The sequence below is a fragment of the Yinghuangia aomiensis genome (assembly GCF_039542225.1).
In the GTDB taxonomy this organism is placed as follows: domain Bacteria; phylum Actinomycetota; class Actinomycetes; order Streptomycetales; family Streptomycetaceae; genus Yinghuangia; species Yinghuangia aomiensis.
Map to the genome: position 1 here is coordinate 48,521 of NZ_BAABHS010000032.1, position 16,045 is coordinate 64,565.

Consider the following 16,045-nt stretch of genomic DNA (forward strand, 5'->3'; position numbering starts at 1 on the left):
AGTACTCCCGGCGGAGTAACCGCGGCGGCGCACGGTCGTCGGGTCACATGTGGGTGCCGCCGTCGACGCGGATCTCGGTGCCGGTGACGAACGCGCCGTCGTCCGAGGCGAGCATCGCGATGACACCGGCGATGCGCTCCGGCCCGGCGAAGCCGAACTGGGTGTTGTCGGGGTTGATCGCCGGGGTGAGCTTCGCGAACAGCGCCATGTCGGCGTCCGCGGGCAGACCCGGGCCGAGGCTCTGGCCGCTCTTGCCGGACGCGTCGGTCATGCCGCTGCTGATCGATCCCGGCGCGACGCACACGGCACGGAGGCCCTGCTTGGCGTACTCCGCGGCGATGGCGTGGGTGAACGACTGCACGCCGCCCTTGCTCGCCGCGTACGCCGCCATATAGGGGTGCGCGAACGACGCCGACGTGGAGCTGAAGTTGACCACCACGCCGCCGCCGGTGGCGAGCAGTGCGGGCAGCGCCTCGCGGGTGACCAGGAAGGTGCCGGTGAGGTTGACGCCGATGACCTGGTTCCAGGCGTCCAGCGTCATCTGCGCGGTGTGCACCGACCGCAGGATCCCGGCCGCGTTGACCAGCACATCGAGCCCGCCGAGGTCGCGGATGGCGGCGGGCACCGACGCACGGACCGACTCCTCGTCGCTGATGTCCACCACGATGGTGACCAGCCGTCCTTCGGCACCGGCCCGGTCCGCCTTCGCCGCGGTGTCGTCGAGGCCCGGCTGCGCGATGTCCGCCGCGGCGACCGTGGCGCCTTCCGCCAGCAGCCGCAGCACGGTCGCCTGCCCGATGCCCGATCCGCCGCCGGTGACCAGGACCTTGCGGTCGGTGAAACGCTGCATGGCTCTCCTCCTGGGGGTGATAGCCGCCCGGCGCGGAATCTCCGGGCGTCCCGGCCAGGGTTCCCGGGCGCGAACGAACCACAACATCCCCGGACGAAAACGCTCGTTTCCCGGCGGCGGCCCCCGACCGCCCCGGCGACCGCGCGGCAATTTCGCCCGGTTGGCGCGTTACCGGCGCCCGGCCCGGCGGATTAACGTGCCCACATCGGCTTCCCCATTAGATGCGACACTGAGGCGACACCCCGTAGCCGACCCGCCCCGAGTCGGCGACGATGGTCACACACAGGGCGATCTCGAGGACGCGAAGGCATGGGCCGTGGGTGAGTGGTGGCAGGAAAGCGCGTCGGACGCGATGTTCGCGGACTGCCCGTTCGGGCTGGGCATCCTCGCCCCGGACGGCACCGTCCTGGCCGTCAACCGCGCCCTCGCCGACCTGCACGGCGTCCCCGCCGACACCCTGCCCGGCACCCGTGCGCACGAGGTCTCCGGCCCGCTCTCGCACCCCGAAGTCCTGGCGTCGCTGCTGCGCGCCGGCAAGACCGGCGAACCCCATGTCGACCGGGTGATCCGCGGCCGGGTGACCGGCGTGGCCCATTCGTACGTGTGCAGCTTCGCCATATGGCCGCTGCGCGGCGACGGCGGCGTGCGCGGCGTCGGCATCACCTTCACCGACATCACCGGCGACACCTCCGCGCTCACCCGCATGGAGCAGGTGCGCGCCCGGCTCGCCCTGGTCAACGAAGCCGAGCTGCGGATGGGCTTCAGCCGCGACGTCGTCGGCTGCGCGGAGCAGGTGCCGCTGGTCGTCGTGCCGTCGTTCGCCGACGCGGCCGCCGTCGGCCTGTTCGACGCCCCGGTGCCGATCAGCATGCTCCCCGAACACGGATTCGACCCACCGCCCGGCACGCTGCTGCGCACCGTCGCCGCCGTCGTCGACCCGAAGATCCCCGATCTGCCCGTGCTGTCCCCGCGCGACTACGGCCGCCCGTTCCCGGTCCCGCCCGAAGTCCGCGCCGCGCTGCGCCGCCAGCGCGCCGAACTCAGCGGCGTCGACCCGCGCGAGACCCCGACCGTCATCGGCCAGGCCACCCCCGACGCGCCGCCGCTGCGCACCCACCTGCTCAAGGCCGGCATGCACTCGCGCATCGTCGCGCCGCTCATCGCGCGCGGCCGCGCGATCGGCATGACGATGTTCGCCCGGCTGGCCGGCAGCCCGCCGTTCGAAGCCGACGACTTGCAGACCGCCGAGGAACTCGGGCTGCGGGCGGCGTCGTCGATCGACAACGCGCAGGCGCACGTACGGCAGCGGCACGCCGTCCGCACCCTGCAGCGGCATCTGCTGCCGCGCGACCTGCCGGAGGCCCCGGGGCTGTCGTTCGCGTACGCCTACCAGCCCGCCCGTGCCGGGCGCCTGGCGGGCGGCGACTGGTACGACGTCATCCCGCTGTCCGAAGGCTGCGTGGCGATGGTGGTCGGCGACGTCACCGGCCACGGCCTGCAAGCCGCCGCGCTGATGGGCCAGTTGCGGGTCGCCGTGCGCGCGGTCGCCCGCCTCGAACTCCCGCCTGCCGCGCTGCTCGCGCACGTCGACTCGCTGATGGACGACTTCGCGGTGGACGGCGAACTCGCCAGCTGCGTCTACACCGTCTACGACCCGAACGACCGCACGCTCACCTGGGCCCGCGCCGGGCACCCCCCGCCGCTGCTGCTGTCCCCCGGCGAACGCCCGCGCGTGCTCGGCGGCCCCGCGAACGCGTTGCTCGGCCTCGGCGGCATCACCTTCGAGCAGACGTCGTACAGCGTCGCCCCCGGCTCGACCGTCGTGCTCTACTCCGACGGCCTGGTGGAACGCCGCGGCCGCGACATCGACACCGGCATCGACGACCTGACCGGCGTCCTCGACGCCGAAGGCGCGGACGCGTCCCCGAACCGGCTGCGGGAGGCCGCCTTGCGGGTGCTCCCGGCCGATCCGGAGGACGACGTCGCGCTGCTGATCGGCCGCCTCACCTGACCGGCGACCACCCGGCGGGCACCCGTGGTCACTGCCCCGCGTGCGCCTTGCGGATGGTCTCGACGTCGATCTTCTTCATCCGGTACATCGCTTCGGTGGCCCGCTTGGCCTTGGCCGGGTCCGGGTCGGCGACCAGGTCGAGCACCTCGGACGGGAAGACCTGCCAGGACAGCCCGAAGCGGTCCTTCAGCCACCCGCACGGCCCTTCCTCGCCGCCGTCGGTGAGCTTCTCCCAGAAGTAGTCGGCCTCCGCCTGGTCGGCGCACGGGATCTGGAACGAGACGGCCTCGTTGAAGGTGAACTCGGGTCCGCCGTTGAGGCCCACGAACTTCTGCCCGTTGACGGTGAACTCGACCACCATCACCGAGCCCGGCTCGCCGGGGCCCGCATCGTTGTAGTGCGCGACCCGGCCGATGCTGCCGTCCTTGAACACCGACAGGTAGAACTCGGCCGCTTCCTGCGCCTTGCCGTCGAACCACAGGCACGTGACGATTTCGCCGCTCATCGGATTCTCCTCCGAGGTGGGAACGAGCTGTCACCAATACCGACTGCCCGACCGCCGCGGACTCATCGGTCCCGCGCCGGCGAACTGCCCGATCGGCCTAACCGCCCCAACCCGCCCGGTCCGTCCGTCCGGCGCGCGGCGCGGGCAGCGAGGCGGCGAGCAGGGCGATCTCGTCCTCGGTGTTGTAGTAGTGCGCGGACGCGCGCACCACCGAGGCCAGGCCGCGCGCCCGCAGATCCCATTGCGCGTAGTCGCCGACCGACACCGACACGTTGACCTTGTGCGCGGCGAGGTGCCGGGCGACCTCCGCGCCGTCCACGCCTTCGACAGTGAACGACACGATGCCGCAGCGCCGCGCCCCCAGGTCGCGCACCGTGACGCCGGGCCGTTCGGCCAGGGCCGCGCGCAGCGTCTCGCCCAGGGCGGCCGCCCGGGCGCCGATGGCGTCCAGGCCGAGGCCGAGCGCGTAGTCGACGGCGGTGCCGAGGCCGATCTTGCCCGCGTAGTTGGTCTCCCACGTCTCGAAGCGGCGGGCGTCGCCGCGGATTTCGTACGTGTCCGGGCCCGTCCAGGTGGCCGCGTGCAGGTCGAGGAAGGGCGGTTCGAGGTCTTCCAGGACCCGCGACGAGCAGTACAGGAAGCCGGTCCCGCGCGGTCCGCGCAGGAACTTGCGGCCGGTCGCGCTCAGCAGGTCGCAGCCGATCTCGGCGACGTCGACCGGGAGCTGGCCGACGGACTGGCAGGCGTCCAGCAGGTAGAGGACCCCGGCCTCGCGCGCCGCCTTGCCGACCGCCGCGGCCGGGTTCACCAGGCCGCCCTGGGTCGGGACGTGGGTGATGGCGATCAGTTTCACCCGCTCGTCGATCATCGCGCGCAGCGCGTCGACGTCGATCTGCCCGGAGGCATCGTCGGGCACGGCCTCGACGGACACCCCGTGGCGGCGGGCGGTCTGGAGGTACGCGATCGCGTTGCTCGCGTACTCGGAACGGCAGGTCAGGATGCGGTCGCCGGGCTGCCAGCGCAGTGCGTAGAAGGCCATGTCCCAGGCCCGGGTGGCGTTCTCCACACAGGCGATCTCGTTGCGGTCGGCGTTGACGAGCCGGGCGAGGGCATCGTACGTGTGGTCGATCCGCTCCGCCGCCGCGGCCGCCGCCTCGTAGCCGCCGATCCGCTCTTCCAACCGCAGATGCCCGATGACCGCCTCGGTCACCGCGGTCGGCGGCAGCGCCGCTCCGGCGTTGTTGAGGTGCGTGACATACGCGCACCCCGGTGTCTCGGCACGCAGGCGGGCGACGGTGGACGCATCGAACAACGTGGCCTCCGAGGTTCGGGACGACGGTCGGGCCCGCGGCGCCGGGCCCGTTTCGCACGCTAGCGGGCCCGACGCCGCACCGCTCGCGTCGGAAGGCCAAGCGCCGGACGCCCCCGATCCCGCGCGGCCGGCCCGGCAGGCTCAGCCCGCCCGGCCCAGCCGGTCCGGCAGCAGACAGGCGTCGCCGAACATCTCGATGCCGGTGATGTTCTTGCGGTAGGCCGTGTAGGAGCACGCGTTCAGGTACGTCCACACCGGCACTTGCTCGGCGACGCGCTTCTGCGCCCGCCCGTACGCGGCCTTGCGCACCGCCGGGTCGTTCGCCGCGCGTGCCTCGTCGATCGCGGCGTCGGCCTCCGTGTCCGTCCAGCCGCCCAGGTTCGCCGAGCCGCCGGTGCGCAGCAGATCGGACAGCGCCGGCTCGGGGTCGGTGAAGGAGATCGAGTACAGCGACGCGTCGAAGTCGCGGTTGACGATGACACTGCTCTGGTACGCGGGGCCGTCCACACCCTTCACGTCCATCCGCACGTTCTTCAGCGTGCTCAGGCGGCTCTGCACGAACTCGGCGATCTTCCGCGACACGGGGCTGTTCACCGCGGTGAACGAGAACGCCAACGGCTTCCCGGCGGCCGCCAGTTCGTCCAGCAGGGTCTGCGCCCGCGCGCGGTCCGGACCGGGCTGGGCGGCGGCCGGGTCGGCGTAGGGGCTGTCCGCCGGGAACAGCCCGGTCGCGCCCGCCGCGCCGTGGCCGTAGACCGTCTTGACCAGTTCGCCGCTGTCCAGCGCGGCGGCGAACGCCTGCCGCGCCCGCACGTCGTCGAACGGCGCGCGGGTGGTGTTGAAGACGATGAGGTAGCCGCCGGCGAGCACGGTCGACGCGACGGACACGCCCGCGGCGTCCCGGGCGACCTCGGCACCGGGCAGCGCCGAGCCGAGCAGCAGGTCCGCGCCGCCGGTCGACACCGTCGACAACTGCTGCTGCTCGTCGGCGACCGTCTTGACCACCAGCTTGTCGAGGAACGGGCGCCCGGACTGCCAGTAGTGCGGGTTGCGGTCGAACGTCGTCTGGCTGCCCCGCAGCCACGACGCCACCACGAACGGCCCGGCACCGACCGGCGCGGCCGCGAACGCCTTCGGGTCCGCGCTGATCGCCTTCGGCGAGCCGACGAACGCCATGCTGCGCGCCACGACCGAGGCGAAGTGCGGGTTGGGTGCGGGCAGCGTGACGGTCAGCGTGACCGGGTCGGTGACCGCCAGTTTCAGATCCTTGGCCACCCGGAACTGCGGGGACCGGACGCCGGGGTCGGCGAGGCGGGCCCAGTTGAAGCGCACCGCGTCGGCGTCCAGCGTCGTGCCGTCCGAGAAGAGCACGCCCGGGCGGAGCTTGAGTACCCACGTCGTCCCGCCGTCCGGGCTGGTCAGCGACTCGGCGAGCTGCGGCCGGACTTCGCCGGTGCGCTGGTCGGCGTACACGAGGACGTCGAACACCGCGGCCATGCGGGTGCCGTAGGTGATCCCGGTCGGGTTCACCAGCGCCGGGTCGAAGCCGTTGGCTTCCAGCGACATCACCAGCGTCGCGGTGCCGCCGCGCACCGCGGCGGCGGTCGGTGCCTGCCCGCTCTGCGCTGCGGACTTACCGCCGGAGCCGCCCGACCCGCCGCACGCGGCGGCCGAGGCGGCGAGGGCGGAGGTGAGCACGCCGGCGGAGAAGGCGCGCCGGGTGAGACCGGGCGCGGCGGGCAGTCTTCGGGACGCAGGGGTCATCGGGGGGCTCCTCGAAGGTGGGGCGGGAAGGCAGGCGGGGGCGGCGGCCGCGATCGCGGCCGCGGCGGGTCCGAGGTCAGCGGGGTTCGTCGCCCTCGATGACGATCCGGTGCATGACGCGCGGGGCTTCGTAGTCGTAGACCGCGTAGTGCTGCGTGCTGCGGTTGTCCCAGAAGGCGATGTCGCCAGGCCGCCAACCGAACCGCACCTGGAAGTCCGGGCGGGTCACGTGGTCGAAGAGGAACGGCAGCAGCAGTTCGTTCTCGCGTTCGTCGAGTTCGACGATGCGCGTGGTGAAGATCCGGTTCACGTACAGGCAGCGGCGGCCGGTGACCGGGTGCGTGCGCACGACCGGGTGGGCGACCACGGGCAGCGCGTCGGGGTCGCCGCCGCGGTGGGTGCGGGACTTGGTGAAGTCGTGTTCCGCCGTGAGGCCGTCGAGCAGGACGCGCATCGGGGCGGACAGCGCGGCGTACGCGCTCTCCATGTCCGCCCACAGCGTGTCGCCGCCGAGCGGGGGCAGCGACACCGCGCGCAGCATCGTGCCGAGCGGCGGACGCGCCATGAACGTCGCGTCGCTGTGCCAGATGTCCGCATTCGACTGCTTGGGGCCGTCGCCGGTGGCCAGCACCATGACCTCGGGCAGGTCCGGCGCGGGCGGGTGGCCGAACGGGAACTGCTGGAGCGTCCCGAAGCCGGCCGCGAAGTCGCGCTGGCGGTACGCGTCGATGTCCTGGCCGCGGAAGAACAGGACCTGGTGGGTGTGCAGCGCCTCGGTCAGCGCCGCGTAGGCGTCCGGTCCGAGGTCGTCGTTCAGGTCGATACCGGCCACTTCGGCACCGATCGCGGGGGTGAGGGGGCGGATGTCGAACACGGGTACTCCAACGTCGCGCACAGTTTGAGACAGATCGTCTTAACAGTTTCTGAGACGGAATGTCTTACACTCGTCGCGTGGATGTCAAGACCCGCACCCGCGCCCGGATCCTCGACGCCGCGGAACGCCTCTTCGCCGAGCGCGGCGTCGCCGCGGTATCGCTGCGCGAAATCGGCGCGGCCGCCGGGCAGCGCAACAACTCGGCCGTGCAGTACCACTTCGGCACCCGCGACGCGCTGGTCCGGGCGCTCTACGAAGACCGCCTCGCCCCGCTCAACCGGCGCCGCCTCGCCCTCCTCGCGGCGCTGCCCGAGGACCGCCGCACCGATCTGGCCGGCCTCGTCGACGTGTACCTGCGCCCGCTCGCCGAGGCGATGCGCGACGGCTCCCACGACGGGCACTACGCCCGCTTCATCCACCGCTTCACCCTCGAAGGCGAGGTGCTGACGCCGCCCCTGGAAGCGGACTTCGCCGGCGGCATGCGCGCGGTCACCGCCCTCATCGCGGACGCCCTCGCCGCGGCCGAGCCCCACACGCCCCCAGCCGTGCACAGCGCCCGCCTGCGGCTCATGCAGCTGCTGGTCACCGGGACCCTCGCGGACAGCGAACGCCGCCTCGCCGACGGCACCGAGCTGCCGCTCCCGTTCGACGGCTTGCTGACCGAACTCGGCCACGCCGCGGTCGGCGTCCTGCGCCCCCACGGAGCAGCGCGGCACGGGTGACGCTCCGCGCCGCCGCCGCGGAGAGCGACGTGATCCGGGCATCGTGCCGGCGAACCTGACGAGGGTGCCGCCCCGGTGGTCCGGGAACGACACCCTCGGTGTGCTCATGCGGCGCGGGATCAGCCCTCGATGCGGGTCCCCGACTCCGTCGACTGCCACTCGCGTTCGGACAGGTGCCGGGTGTGCCTGCGCAGGGCGATGCCGGTGACGAACTCGGTGATGCCGACCACCATCAGCCAAATACCGACCACGATCGCCAGCACCTTGATCGAGTCGAACGGCGCCGCCAGCAGCACGATGCCGCCCAGGAACGTGACGACGCCGACGAACACCTGCCACCCGCGGCTCGGCACGGTCGGATCCATCGCCGCGGCCATCACCTGCGTGATGCCGCGGAACAGCCAGCCGATGCCGATCCACAGCGCGAGCAGCAGGATCGACTCCAGCGTCCCGCGGAAGCAGAACAGGCCCAGCATGATCGACAGCGCACCGCTGATGAACGCCAGGATGCGCATCGCCGTCGACAGGTGGTCGCCGAACGCGGCCGCCAGCTGGAACACACCGCTGACCAGCAGGTAGACGCCGAACAGCACGCCGACCACGCGCAGCGACGGGCCCGGCCAGATCAGCACGATCAGCCCCAGTGCGAAGGACGCGATGCCCATCACCAGCATCGCCTGCCACGCGCTGCGGGCCACCCGGTCCAGGTAGGCACCGAGGGTCGGAGGGGTCTCCATATCGTTCTGCATGGCACCCAGCTTTCGTCGTCTGCCGCCGGTGGCCGTCGCCGACCGCATGACGCGTCGAGCGATGGTCAAAATATGACAAATCGACTACACCAGGCCGCCCGCGGCCCCGCAAGACGAGACCGGGGCGGGCCCCCGTATCCGAGGCGGGATACGCCTGGACGCAGGGACCGCGACCGGGCGCCGCGTCAGCGGAAAGCGTCGGCGTTCGCGGCGGCCCAGTCGGCGAACGTACGCGGCGGGCGGCCGAGGAGCCGGGCCAAGTCCGGCGCCGGGGTGCGCTCGTGGCCGGTCGGGGCGCCGAGGATGCCGAGGGTCGCCTCGAGCACCGGCGGCGGCATGAACCGAGCGAGTTGCTCGGCGGCTTCGGCGCGGGACTGTTCGACGTACCGGACGGGCTCGCCGAGCACGTCGGCGAGCACCCGGACCCGCTCGCGCGGGGTCAGCGCCTCGCCGCCGGTCAGCTCGTACACCTGCCCGGCGTGCGCGTCGCCACGCAGCACCACGGCGGCCGCCTCGGCGAGATCGGCCGGGTGGACGGCCGGCAGCGCGACATCCCCGAAGGGCGCGGCGACCGTGCGCGCCGCACGCACCCCTTCGGCCCACTGGAACGCGTTGCTGGCGAAGCCGCCGGGACGGAGCACCGTCCACGCGAGGCCCGACGCGCGGACGGCCTGCTCGTAGGCGACCGCATGCGCATAGGCGTCCGGCCGGGTGCCGGCCCCCTGCGAGGACAGCAGTACCAGCCGCCGCACCCCGGCGGACCGCGCCGCGTCCACGACCGCGGCCGGGTCGTCCCCCGCCACCAGCAGGAACGCCGCATCGCCGCCCGCGAACACCTCCTTCAACCCGCCGGGATCACCGAGGTCCCCGGCGCGGAACGCCGCACCGCCGGGCAGCCCGCCGTCGGGCGCATGGCGCGCCACTCCCACGACGTCCTCACCCGCCGCCACGAGCAGCTCCACCAGCGCACGCCCGACATTGCCCGTCGCACCCGTCACCACGATCACGGCAGTTCTCCCCTGCGTTGCCTTAGTTAGTCATCCAACTAACTTCCGATGCGACGAAGGTAGCCGCCCTGCGCGAGCGCTGTCTAGAGTGCTTTTAGTCGGACAACTGACTCGCCCCGAGGAGCAGCACCCGCGATGGCCCGCAGCACCGCATCAACCGCCGGCGACAGGCCCGAGGCCGCGCCGGCCCGCAAACGGTCCGGCAAGCGCGAACGCCTGATCGCGGCGACGACCGACGTCCTGCACCGGCAAGGCGTCGAGAAGACGACGATCGCGGACATCGCCCAGGCGGCGGACGTGCCGGTCGGGAACGTCTACTACTACTTCAAGACCAAGGACCAGCTCGTCCGGGCCGCGATCGGCGAACACCGCAGCCGACTCGGCGCGCTGACCGGGATCCTCGACCGCGAGCCGGACCCGGCCGCGCGGCTCAAAGCCCTGATCGCGGGGTGGGTCGACCAGCGCGACGTGGCGGCCCGTCACGGATGCCCGTTCGGCACCCTGGCCTCCGAACTCGACAAGCGCGACGACGGCCTCGACCGCGAAGCCGCGAACGTGATGCGGGAGTTGGTGGACTGGGCAGCCGTGCAGTTCGGCGCGCTGGGCCGGGAAGACGCGCACGACGCGGCGGTCGCCCTGGTGGCCGGGTACCAGGGGATGTCGCTGCTGGCCAACACGTTCCGCGACCCGGAGATCATGACGGTGCAGGGCGCGCGGCTCACCGCGTGGATCGACGAGATCGCGGCGGAAGAGAAGTAGCGGCGCGGGTCAGGCGAGCGGGCGGCGTCCTGCGAAGCCCAGGTCCTCGCGGTGGTACCAGGCGAGTTCGCGGTCGCCCTCGAGCCAGCAGAGCAGCACCGCGACGCCGTCGATCTCCGACGGGAAGTCCACCAGCAGCGGCGCGAACCCCTTCAGCTCGGCCCCGGACTGCTGGACGTCCGTCATCAGCTCGTCGAGCCGCGCGTGCATCCCTTTCAGCTCGGGAAGCCCGCCGTGCGGGGTCGGGCCGCCCGCGTCCGCCAGATCCGCGGCCAACTCGGCGGCCTGCCCGCGCACCACGACGATCTCGTCGAGGGTCGGCAGCATCTCGGCGAGCGCCTCGCGCGCTTCGTCCACGGTGAACAGCCCCATGCGGCCAGCTTGCCACGGCGCGGACCGGGCCCCACGCGCGGCTCGGCGGGGAGGTCGGCAGCCGAGGTCGACGACAAGACGATGCCCAGGCGAACGCGGAGATCACCGAATCCGACAGCGCCACTCGAACGCGTGGCCCCGTCCACGAACTCGTTCACGAGCACCGGGCGCCCCATCATCGCCGAGCCGCCTCCTGCGATCCGCATGCCGCGAGCGTGCCACGCCGGGCTGCTCCCCGGCCGCCCAATTGCCGCACCCGGTCCCGGCGTTGGCAGTTCATGCAAAGCAAGAGGCCCTCTCGATCATTCGAGAGGGCCTCTTCGCTGGTGCGCTCGGCAGGATTCGAACCTGCAACCTTCTGATCCGTAGTCAGATGCTCTATCCGTTGAGCTACGAGCGCTTGTCGTTGCGACGAGAAGAACAATACAGGAACTCCCGCCGGGCATGAAATCGATTAGCAGCCGGGTGCCGGTATGGGGGTTGAGCTGCATGTTTGGGGCATTTGGGGGATCCTGCCGACCTCGGATGCACCCGTCGGACGCGCCGATGAGAGGGGGGCCACACGCCCGCAGTGATTGCGCCGGCCGACCCGGCAGCACCCTCGCCGGCCGCCGCGGAGCGGTCGCCGACGACACCACGGCACCCGCGGCGAGCCACCCCCGCGCCCATCCCGCCCCGCGCCACGCCCGCCGTGTTCGCTCAGAGCGAAATGCTGGGTTTGGTGCACTGGTACGGAAGGCGGGTTTTGTGCGGCGTGGATCACACCCGGACGACGCGGCCGGGCGACCCCCGCAGGCCGGCGCAAGGACACCGGCAAGACATCCACCGCCCAACGGACTTGACGGACAATCAGGGCGTCGCGGCACACGTGCCGTACCGGCACGGCTACGGTACGAACCGATCCGGGGTCGGACGGGCACACAAAACAGCCCGTCCGGCGGACCGGACGGGCTGTTCAGAGCGGAGGCTCCGGGATTTGAACCCGGGATGGGGTTGGTTACCCAAACCGCATTAGCAGTGCGGCGCCATAGACCAGACTAGGCGAAGCCTCCATCGGTGTAACCCGACGGCGGATAGATTACCTGCCAGGTCAACACGACTGCAAAAACAATGGGATAGTCGGTCGTGACATGCCTCGGGGGGACGGGCAAGGATGGGCCGTCGGCACAGTCCAGGGGACGTTGAGGAGGTACGCGCTTCGTGAGCAGCAGGCCATCTCGGGGCGCTGCTCGCCTCGCCGCCATACTCGACGCACTGCCGGACGCCCTGCTGCTCGTGAACCGCAACGGCACGGTCGTCAACGCGAACGCGATGGCGCTGGAGGCGTTGGAAGCCCCCGGCACCCCGATCGTCGGACGCGGGTTGCTCGACCTCCTGCCGACCTTCGACCGCAGCCGCATCCCCGGGTCGGTCCGCGCCGTGGAGCAGGACAGCCGGACGAAGCCCACCCGCATGACCGCGCGCCGCACCGACGGCTCGCTCATGCCGGTCGAGGTCACCAGCGCGAACCTGCCCGGCGCCTACGACGACGAACTCCTCATGATCGTCGTCCGCGACCTCAGCGACTCCCTCGACGTCGAGTCCGAGCTGCAGCGCCAGCAGCGGCAGACCGAGATGATCCTGCGCGCCGCCTCCGAAGGCATCATCGGCATCGACTCCGACGGGTCGATCGTGCTGGCGAACCCGGCCGCCGCGCGGATCCTGCGGCACCGGGCCAGCGATCTGGGCGGCCGGTCCCTGCACGAACTCCTCCAGCCGAAGAAGGCGGACGGCTCGCCGCTGCCCGCCGACGAGTGCCCCGCACTGATCACCCTGAAGTCCGGCCGCAAGCAGCGGCTGCGCGACCAGGTGCTGTGGCGCGGCGACGGCGAAGCGGTGCCGGTCGAGATGACGACCGCGCCGATCCTGCTCGGCGAGACGGTCGTCGGCGCGGTCATGACGTTCACCGACACGTCGCGGGAACGCGCGCTCGGCGAGCGCCGCGAGCAGCTCGTCGAGCTGGTGCAGGCCGAGCTGGTGGCGCGGATCGAGGCCGGGCGGGCCCGGCTGAAGACGCTCGCGGACGGCAGCATCGGCGAACTCGGCCCGAGCGCCCGGCGCGTGGTGCGGCAGGTCGCGAGCGACCTCGAGGAGCTGGCCGGGCTGGCCGGCGAAGTGCTGCAGCACCAGGCAGGCGAGGACAAGCCGGCCGCGGAGCGCACCGCCGCGACCGTCGACGACCTGCTCGACCGGGCGCTGGAGACGGTGACGTACCCGGCGCGCGCGGCAGGCGTGCAGTTCTCCCTGACCGCCGCCCCGGTGGGCGTGCAGGCCGACGTCGACGCGATGACGCGGGCGCTCGGGCACCTGCTCGCGGACACCGTGGGCGCCGTCGAGAAGGGCGCGACCGTCGTCGTCGCCGCCGAAGAACGCGACGGGAAGGCCCGCATCGAGGTGCGCGGCCCCGCCAGCCGCGGGAGTTCGGTGCACGTGCCGCTCGCCCGCACGGTGGTCGAGGCGCACGGCGGCACGGTCGAGCACACGACCGAAGACGACGAGAGCGTCTACGTGGTCGAGCTTCCGGCCGACAAGGACGCCGCGGAGAAGGCCCGTCCGCAGGAGGGCTCGGACGGCAACGCGCACGTGCGCGCCCGCAAACGGGCCCGCACGACTCCGGCCGTCCGCCCCGGCACCGCCGCCACGCCGCAGGACGACGCGGCGAAGGCGAAGACCGAGCAACCGGCCGAGAAGACCGACGACAAACCCGAAGACAAGCCCGAAGGCTCCGCTGCCGAGGCCGACGAGGCTGCCGCGGACCCGGAGGACGCCGCCGGCCAGGACGCGAAGTCCGAGACCGCGGACGCCCCGGGCGATGCCGAAGCCGCCCCGCCGGCCGGTGCGTCCGGCGGTGGCGCCGAGGTCGCCGTGCGCACCCCCGGGGACTCCGGCCCCCGGGCCGCCCGGCTCGCCCCCGCGACTCCCGCCGTCCCGCCGGTGCCGCCGCTGCCCGTTCCCGCCAAGCCGATCGCGCTGCCGGCCGGCGGATCGGCGGCCGCCGGCGGCCAGCCGTCCGTACCGCTGGTGCCCGCCTCGGGCGGACGCCGCGGCCGGCGCGCCCTCCAGGCCTCCGGCGCGCACACCGAAGCGGGCAACGCCGACAACGCGGCCGACAACGCCGGGCAGGCGGCCAGGCCGCCCGCCGCGCACGGCCCGTTCGCGCTGGAAGGGCCGCGTCCGGAAGGACCGCTGCCGCCGCCCGCCGCCGAGAGCACGCCCGGCGCGGCTCCGGACCACAGCGGCGGCCACGCGCTGCCGCCCGCACCCGGCGCGCCGACGCCGTATGCCCCGGACGGGTACGGCCCACAGCCGCAGTCCGGCCCGCACCCCGTTCCGCAGCGGGGCCCGCAGTCCGCTCCCCCGCCCGCCGGATACCCCGGCGACCAGTCCGGCCCGCACTCCCTTCCGGGTCGGCACGGCGGCGGTCCGGTGTACGCGCCCGAGCCCGGCGGCTACCCGGCCGGTCCGGCGTACCCCGGCGCGGCCGCCCAGCACGCCCCGGGTCAGCCGGACGACGGCACCGATCCGCACGCCCCCGGCCGCTACCTGCCCGGCCCCGGCGCCTTCCCGCCCGGTGCGGGACCGCAGCACACGCCGCAGGCCCCGCACGCCGGTCCACCGCCCCAGCAGCCGCAACTCCCCGGTCCGCAGGGGCCGTACGGCCTTCCCGCCGGTCCGCAGTACGGCGGTCCCGCGCTGCCCGGTCCGCAGCAGGGCCACGACAGCGGCGCCTACCCCACCGCCGAAGCACCGGGTGCGGAAGGCCCGCCGAGCGGCAGCACGCCCGCGGTGAACCGCAGCGGCGAGCGCCCCGCGGTCACCCGGCGCGGTGCGCCCGCGCGCACCAACGGGCACCACACCCGGCACATGGCCCGGGCCCGGCACCACCTGTCGGTGCCGCCCGCGTCGATACCGTCCCAGCCGCGTTCCGGCCCGGGCGGCCGCTCGACGAGCGTGCAGGACCGGGCCGAGACGCCGCCGCCGAACCCGTCGGCCGCGGACGCGCCGACCGCGCTGATGCCGCCGATACCGGCGCCGCCCACCGACCTGCCGCCGCAGCCCGGGACGCCGCAGGCGATCCCGCCGATGCCGCCCGCCGCGCCCGGATACGGCCCCGGCCACCAGACCGGATACGGCAACGGCCCCGACAGCGGTCCGATCACGCCGGTGTCCCCGCCGCCGGGCTCCGGCCCCGCGCTGCCGGGACGCCGCCGGCGTGCCGCCGCACAGCCGGAAGCCCCCGTGCCGCCCGGTGCCGGGATCGGCACCGACACGCCGCCGCCCGGCGAACTCGCGGCGCTGGACCCGGACTACCCGGCGATGGTCGCGCCCGCGCCGGACGGCCGTCCGCGGCGTCTGCTGGTGTGGCCCGCGCCCGACCAGGCGACCGCCGGTGCGTTGACCGCGCGCGGCTGGGACCCGGTGCTGGTGCGGTCCCGCGACGAGGTCGACGCGAGCGCGGCGGGCCATCCGGCCGCGCTGTTCGTGGACCCGCTGACCGGGCCGATCACCCGCACGGCGCTGCAGTCGCTGCGGACCGCCGCGACCGCGGCGGAAATCCCCGTCCTGGTCACCGCGGGACTCCAGCAGGCCACCCGGGAAGCGGCGTTCGGTGCCGATCCGGCGGTGCTGCTGCGGTCGCTGGCGCCCGCCGACAGTGCCGCGCACGCGTCGCGTGTGCTGCTTGTCGAGGGCAATGCGGACATCGCGGCCGCGTTCACGGCGTCGCTGATGCGGCGCGGCATGGACGTCGCGCACGTCACCTCGGAGAGCGAGGCGGTGTCGAAGGCGTCCAGCGTCGAGCCGAACCTCGTGGTGCTCGACCTCATGCTGGTGCGGCGCCGCCGCCTCGGCATCGTCGACTGGCTGCGCAACAACCAGCGCCTGCACTCCACGCCGATCGTCGTCTACACGACGGTCGACATAGCGCAGGACGACCTGCACCGGCTGCGGACCGGCGAGACCGTGCTGTTCCTCGCCGAACGCTCGACCCGCGAGGACGTCCAGCAGCGCGTGGTCGACCTGCTCACCAAGATCGCGTCGGTGGTCTGAGCAGCACCCGGAACAACGGAAAGGGCCCGGCG

Annotated in this window: 12 protein-coding genes and 2 tRNA genes; 4 read left to right on the forward strand and 10 right to left on the reverse strand. The window is 73.3% G+C overall.

The window, feature by feature from the left end; translation table 11 throughout:
• Positions 1–43 precede the first annotated feature (43 nt).
• Positions 44–850, reverse strand: coding sequence for an SDR family NAD(P)-dependent oxidoreductase (locus ABEA93_RS32785; RefSeq protein ID WP_345679524.1), 807 nt, complete (start codon positions 848–850; stop codon positions 44–46).
• 316 nt (positions 851–1,166) lie between these two features.
• On the opposite strand from ABEA93_RS32785, the gene ABEA93_RS32790 reads away from it, so the two are divergent.
• Entirely contained in the window at positions 1,167–2,861 is a 1,695-nt protein-coding gene (locus tag ABEA93_RS32790; RefSeq protein ID WP_345679525.1) for a SpoIIE family protein phosphatase, read from the forward strand.
• 28 nt (positions 2,862–2,889) lie between these two features.
• Here ABEA93_RS32790 and ABEA93_RS32795 read toward each other — a convergent pair whose 3' ends face one another.
• The 4 genes from ABEA93_RS32795 to ABEA93_RS32810 form a co-directional block, all read right to left on the reverse strand.
• Complete coding sequence (locus tag ABEA93_RS32795) at positions 2,890–3,366, reverse strand: VOC family protein (RefSeq protein WP_345679526.1); 477 nt, start codon at positions 3,364–3,366, stop codon at positions 2,890–2,892.
• A gap of 97 nt (positions 3,367–3,463) precedes the next feature.
• Positions 3,464–4,678 (reverse strand): aminotransferase class V-fold PLP-dependent enzyme, encoded by a 1,215-nt coding sequence (locus ABEA93_RS32800; protein WP_345679527.1) that lies wholly within the window; start codon positions 4,676–4,678, stop codon positions 3,464–3,466.
• 141 nt (positions 4,679–4,819) lie between these two features.
• Positions 4,820–6,442: an ABC transporter substrate-binding protein gene (locus ABEA93_RS32805; RefSeq protein ID WP_345679528.1), complete on the reverse strand. Its 1,623-nt coding sequence runs from the start codon at positions 6,440–6,442 to the stop codon at positions 4,820–4,822.
• Between the two features lie 76 nt (positions 6,443–6,518).
• Positions 6,519–7,316, reverse strand: a complete 798-nt coding sequence (locus tag ABEA93_RS32810; RefSeq protein WP_345679529.1) for a TauD/TfdA dioxygenase family protein — start codon at positions 7,314–7,316, stop codon at positions 6,519–6,521.
• A 77-nt stretch (positions 7,317–7,393) separates the two neighbouring features.
• Between ABEA93_RS32810 and ABEA93_RS32815 the strand changes: the two genes are divergently transcribed.
• A complete protein-coding gene (locus ABEA93_RS32815) occupies positions 7,394–8,038 on the forward strand; it encodes a TetR/AcrR family transcriptional regulator (protein ID WP_345679530.1) in 645 nt (214 codons plus the stop codon).
• A 119-nt stretch (positions 8,039–8,157) separates the two neighbouring features.
• On the opposite strand, the gene ABEA93_RS32820 is transcribed toward ABEA93_RS32815, so the two are convergent.
• On the reverse strand, positions 8,158–8,787 hold the full coding sequence (locus ABEA93_RS32820) for an HdeD family acid-resistance protein (protein WP_345679531.1): 630 nt from the start codon (positions 8,785–8,787) through the stop codon (positions 8,158–8,160).
• Positions 8,788–8,972: 185 nt separating this feature from the next.
• Positions 8,973–9,794 carry an NAD(P)H-binding protein gene (locus ABEA93_RS32825; RefSeq protein WP_345679532.1) on the reverse strand — a complete coding sequence of 274 codons (822 nt, stop codon included), beginning with the start codon at positions 9,792–9,794 and terminating at the stop codon, positions 8,973–8,975.
• Positions 9,795–9,929: 135 nt separating this feature from the next.
• Here ABEA93_RS32825 and ABEA93_RS32830 point away from each other — a divergent pair, with 135 nt between their 5' ends.
• On the forward strand, positions 9,930–10,553 hold the full coding sequence (locus tag ABEA93_RS32830; protein WP_345679533.1) for a TetR/AcrR family transcriptional regulator: 624 nt from the start codon (positions 9,930–9,932) through the stop codon (positions 10,551–10,553).
• Between the two features lie 9 nt (positions 10,554–10,562).
• Here the strand turns inward: ABEA93_RS32830 and ABEA93_RS32835 are convergent, their stop codons facing one another.
• The 3 genes from ABEA93_RS32835 to ABEA93_RS32845 all read right to left on the reverse strand — a co-directional run bounded on the left by ABEA93_RS32835 (position 10,563) and on the right by ABEA93_RS32845 (position 11,977).
• Entirely contained in the window at positions 10,563–10,925 is a 363-nt protein-coding gene (locus ABEA93_RS32835; protein ID WP_345679534.1) for a DUF2203 domain-containing protein, read from the reverse strand.
• Positions 10,926–11,249: 324 nt separating this feature from the next.
• Positions 11,250–11,325: transfer RNA gene (locus tag ABEA93_RS32840), tRNA-Arg, on the reverse strand.
• A 561-nt stretch (positions 11,326–11,886) separates the two neighbouring features.
• Positions 11,887–11,977 (reverse strand) — tRNA-Ser (locus ABEA93_RS32845).
• A 148-nt stretch (positions 11,978–12,125) separates the two neighbouring features.
• Between ABEA93_RS32845 and ABEA93_RS32850 the strand changes: the two genes are divergently transcribed.
• Positions 12,126–16,013, forward strand: coding sequence for a PAS domain-containing protein (locus ABEA93_RS32850; protein WP_345679535.1), 3,888 nt, complete (start codon positions 12,126–12,128; stop codon positions 16,011–16,013).
• The last annotated feature ends 32 nt before the right edge of the window (positions 16,014–16,045 follow it).

What these genes read in the sequence shown, in the direction of transcription:
- ABEA93_RS32795 (WP_345679526.1), bottom strand. Translation starts at nt 3,366, where the DNA reads ATGAGCGGCGAAATCGTCACGTGCCTGTGGTTCGACGGCAAGGCGCAG.
- ABEA93_RS32805 (WP_345679528.1), bottom strand. Translation starts at nt 6,442, where the DNA reads ATGACCCCTGCGTCCCGAAGACTGCCCGCCGCGCCCGGTCTCACCCGG.
- ABEA93_RS32830 (WP_345679533.1), top strand. Translation starts at nt 9,930, where the DNA reads ATGGCCCGCAGCACCGCATCAACCGCCGGCGACAGGCCCGAGGCCGCG.
- ABEA93_RS32835 (WP_345679534.1), bottom strand. Translation starts at nt 10,925, where the DNA reads ATGGGGCTGTTCACCGTGGACGAAGCGCGCGAGGCGCTCGCCGAGATG.
- ABEA93_RS32820 (WP_345679531.1), bottom strand. Translation starts at nt 8,787, where the DNA reads ATGCAGAACGATATGGAGACCCCTCCGACCCTCGGTGCCTACCTGGAC.
- ABEA93_RS32785 (WP_345679524.1), bottom strand. Translation starts at nt 850, where the DNA reads ATGCAGCGTTTCACCGACCGCAAGGTCCTGGTCACCGGCGGCGGATCG.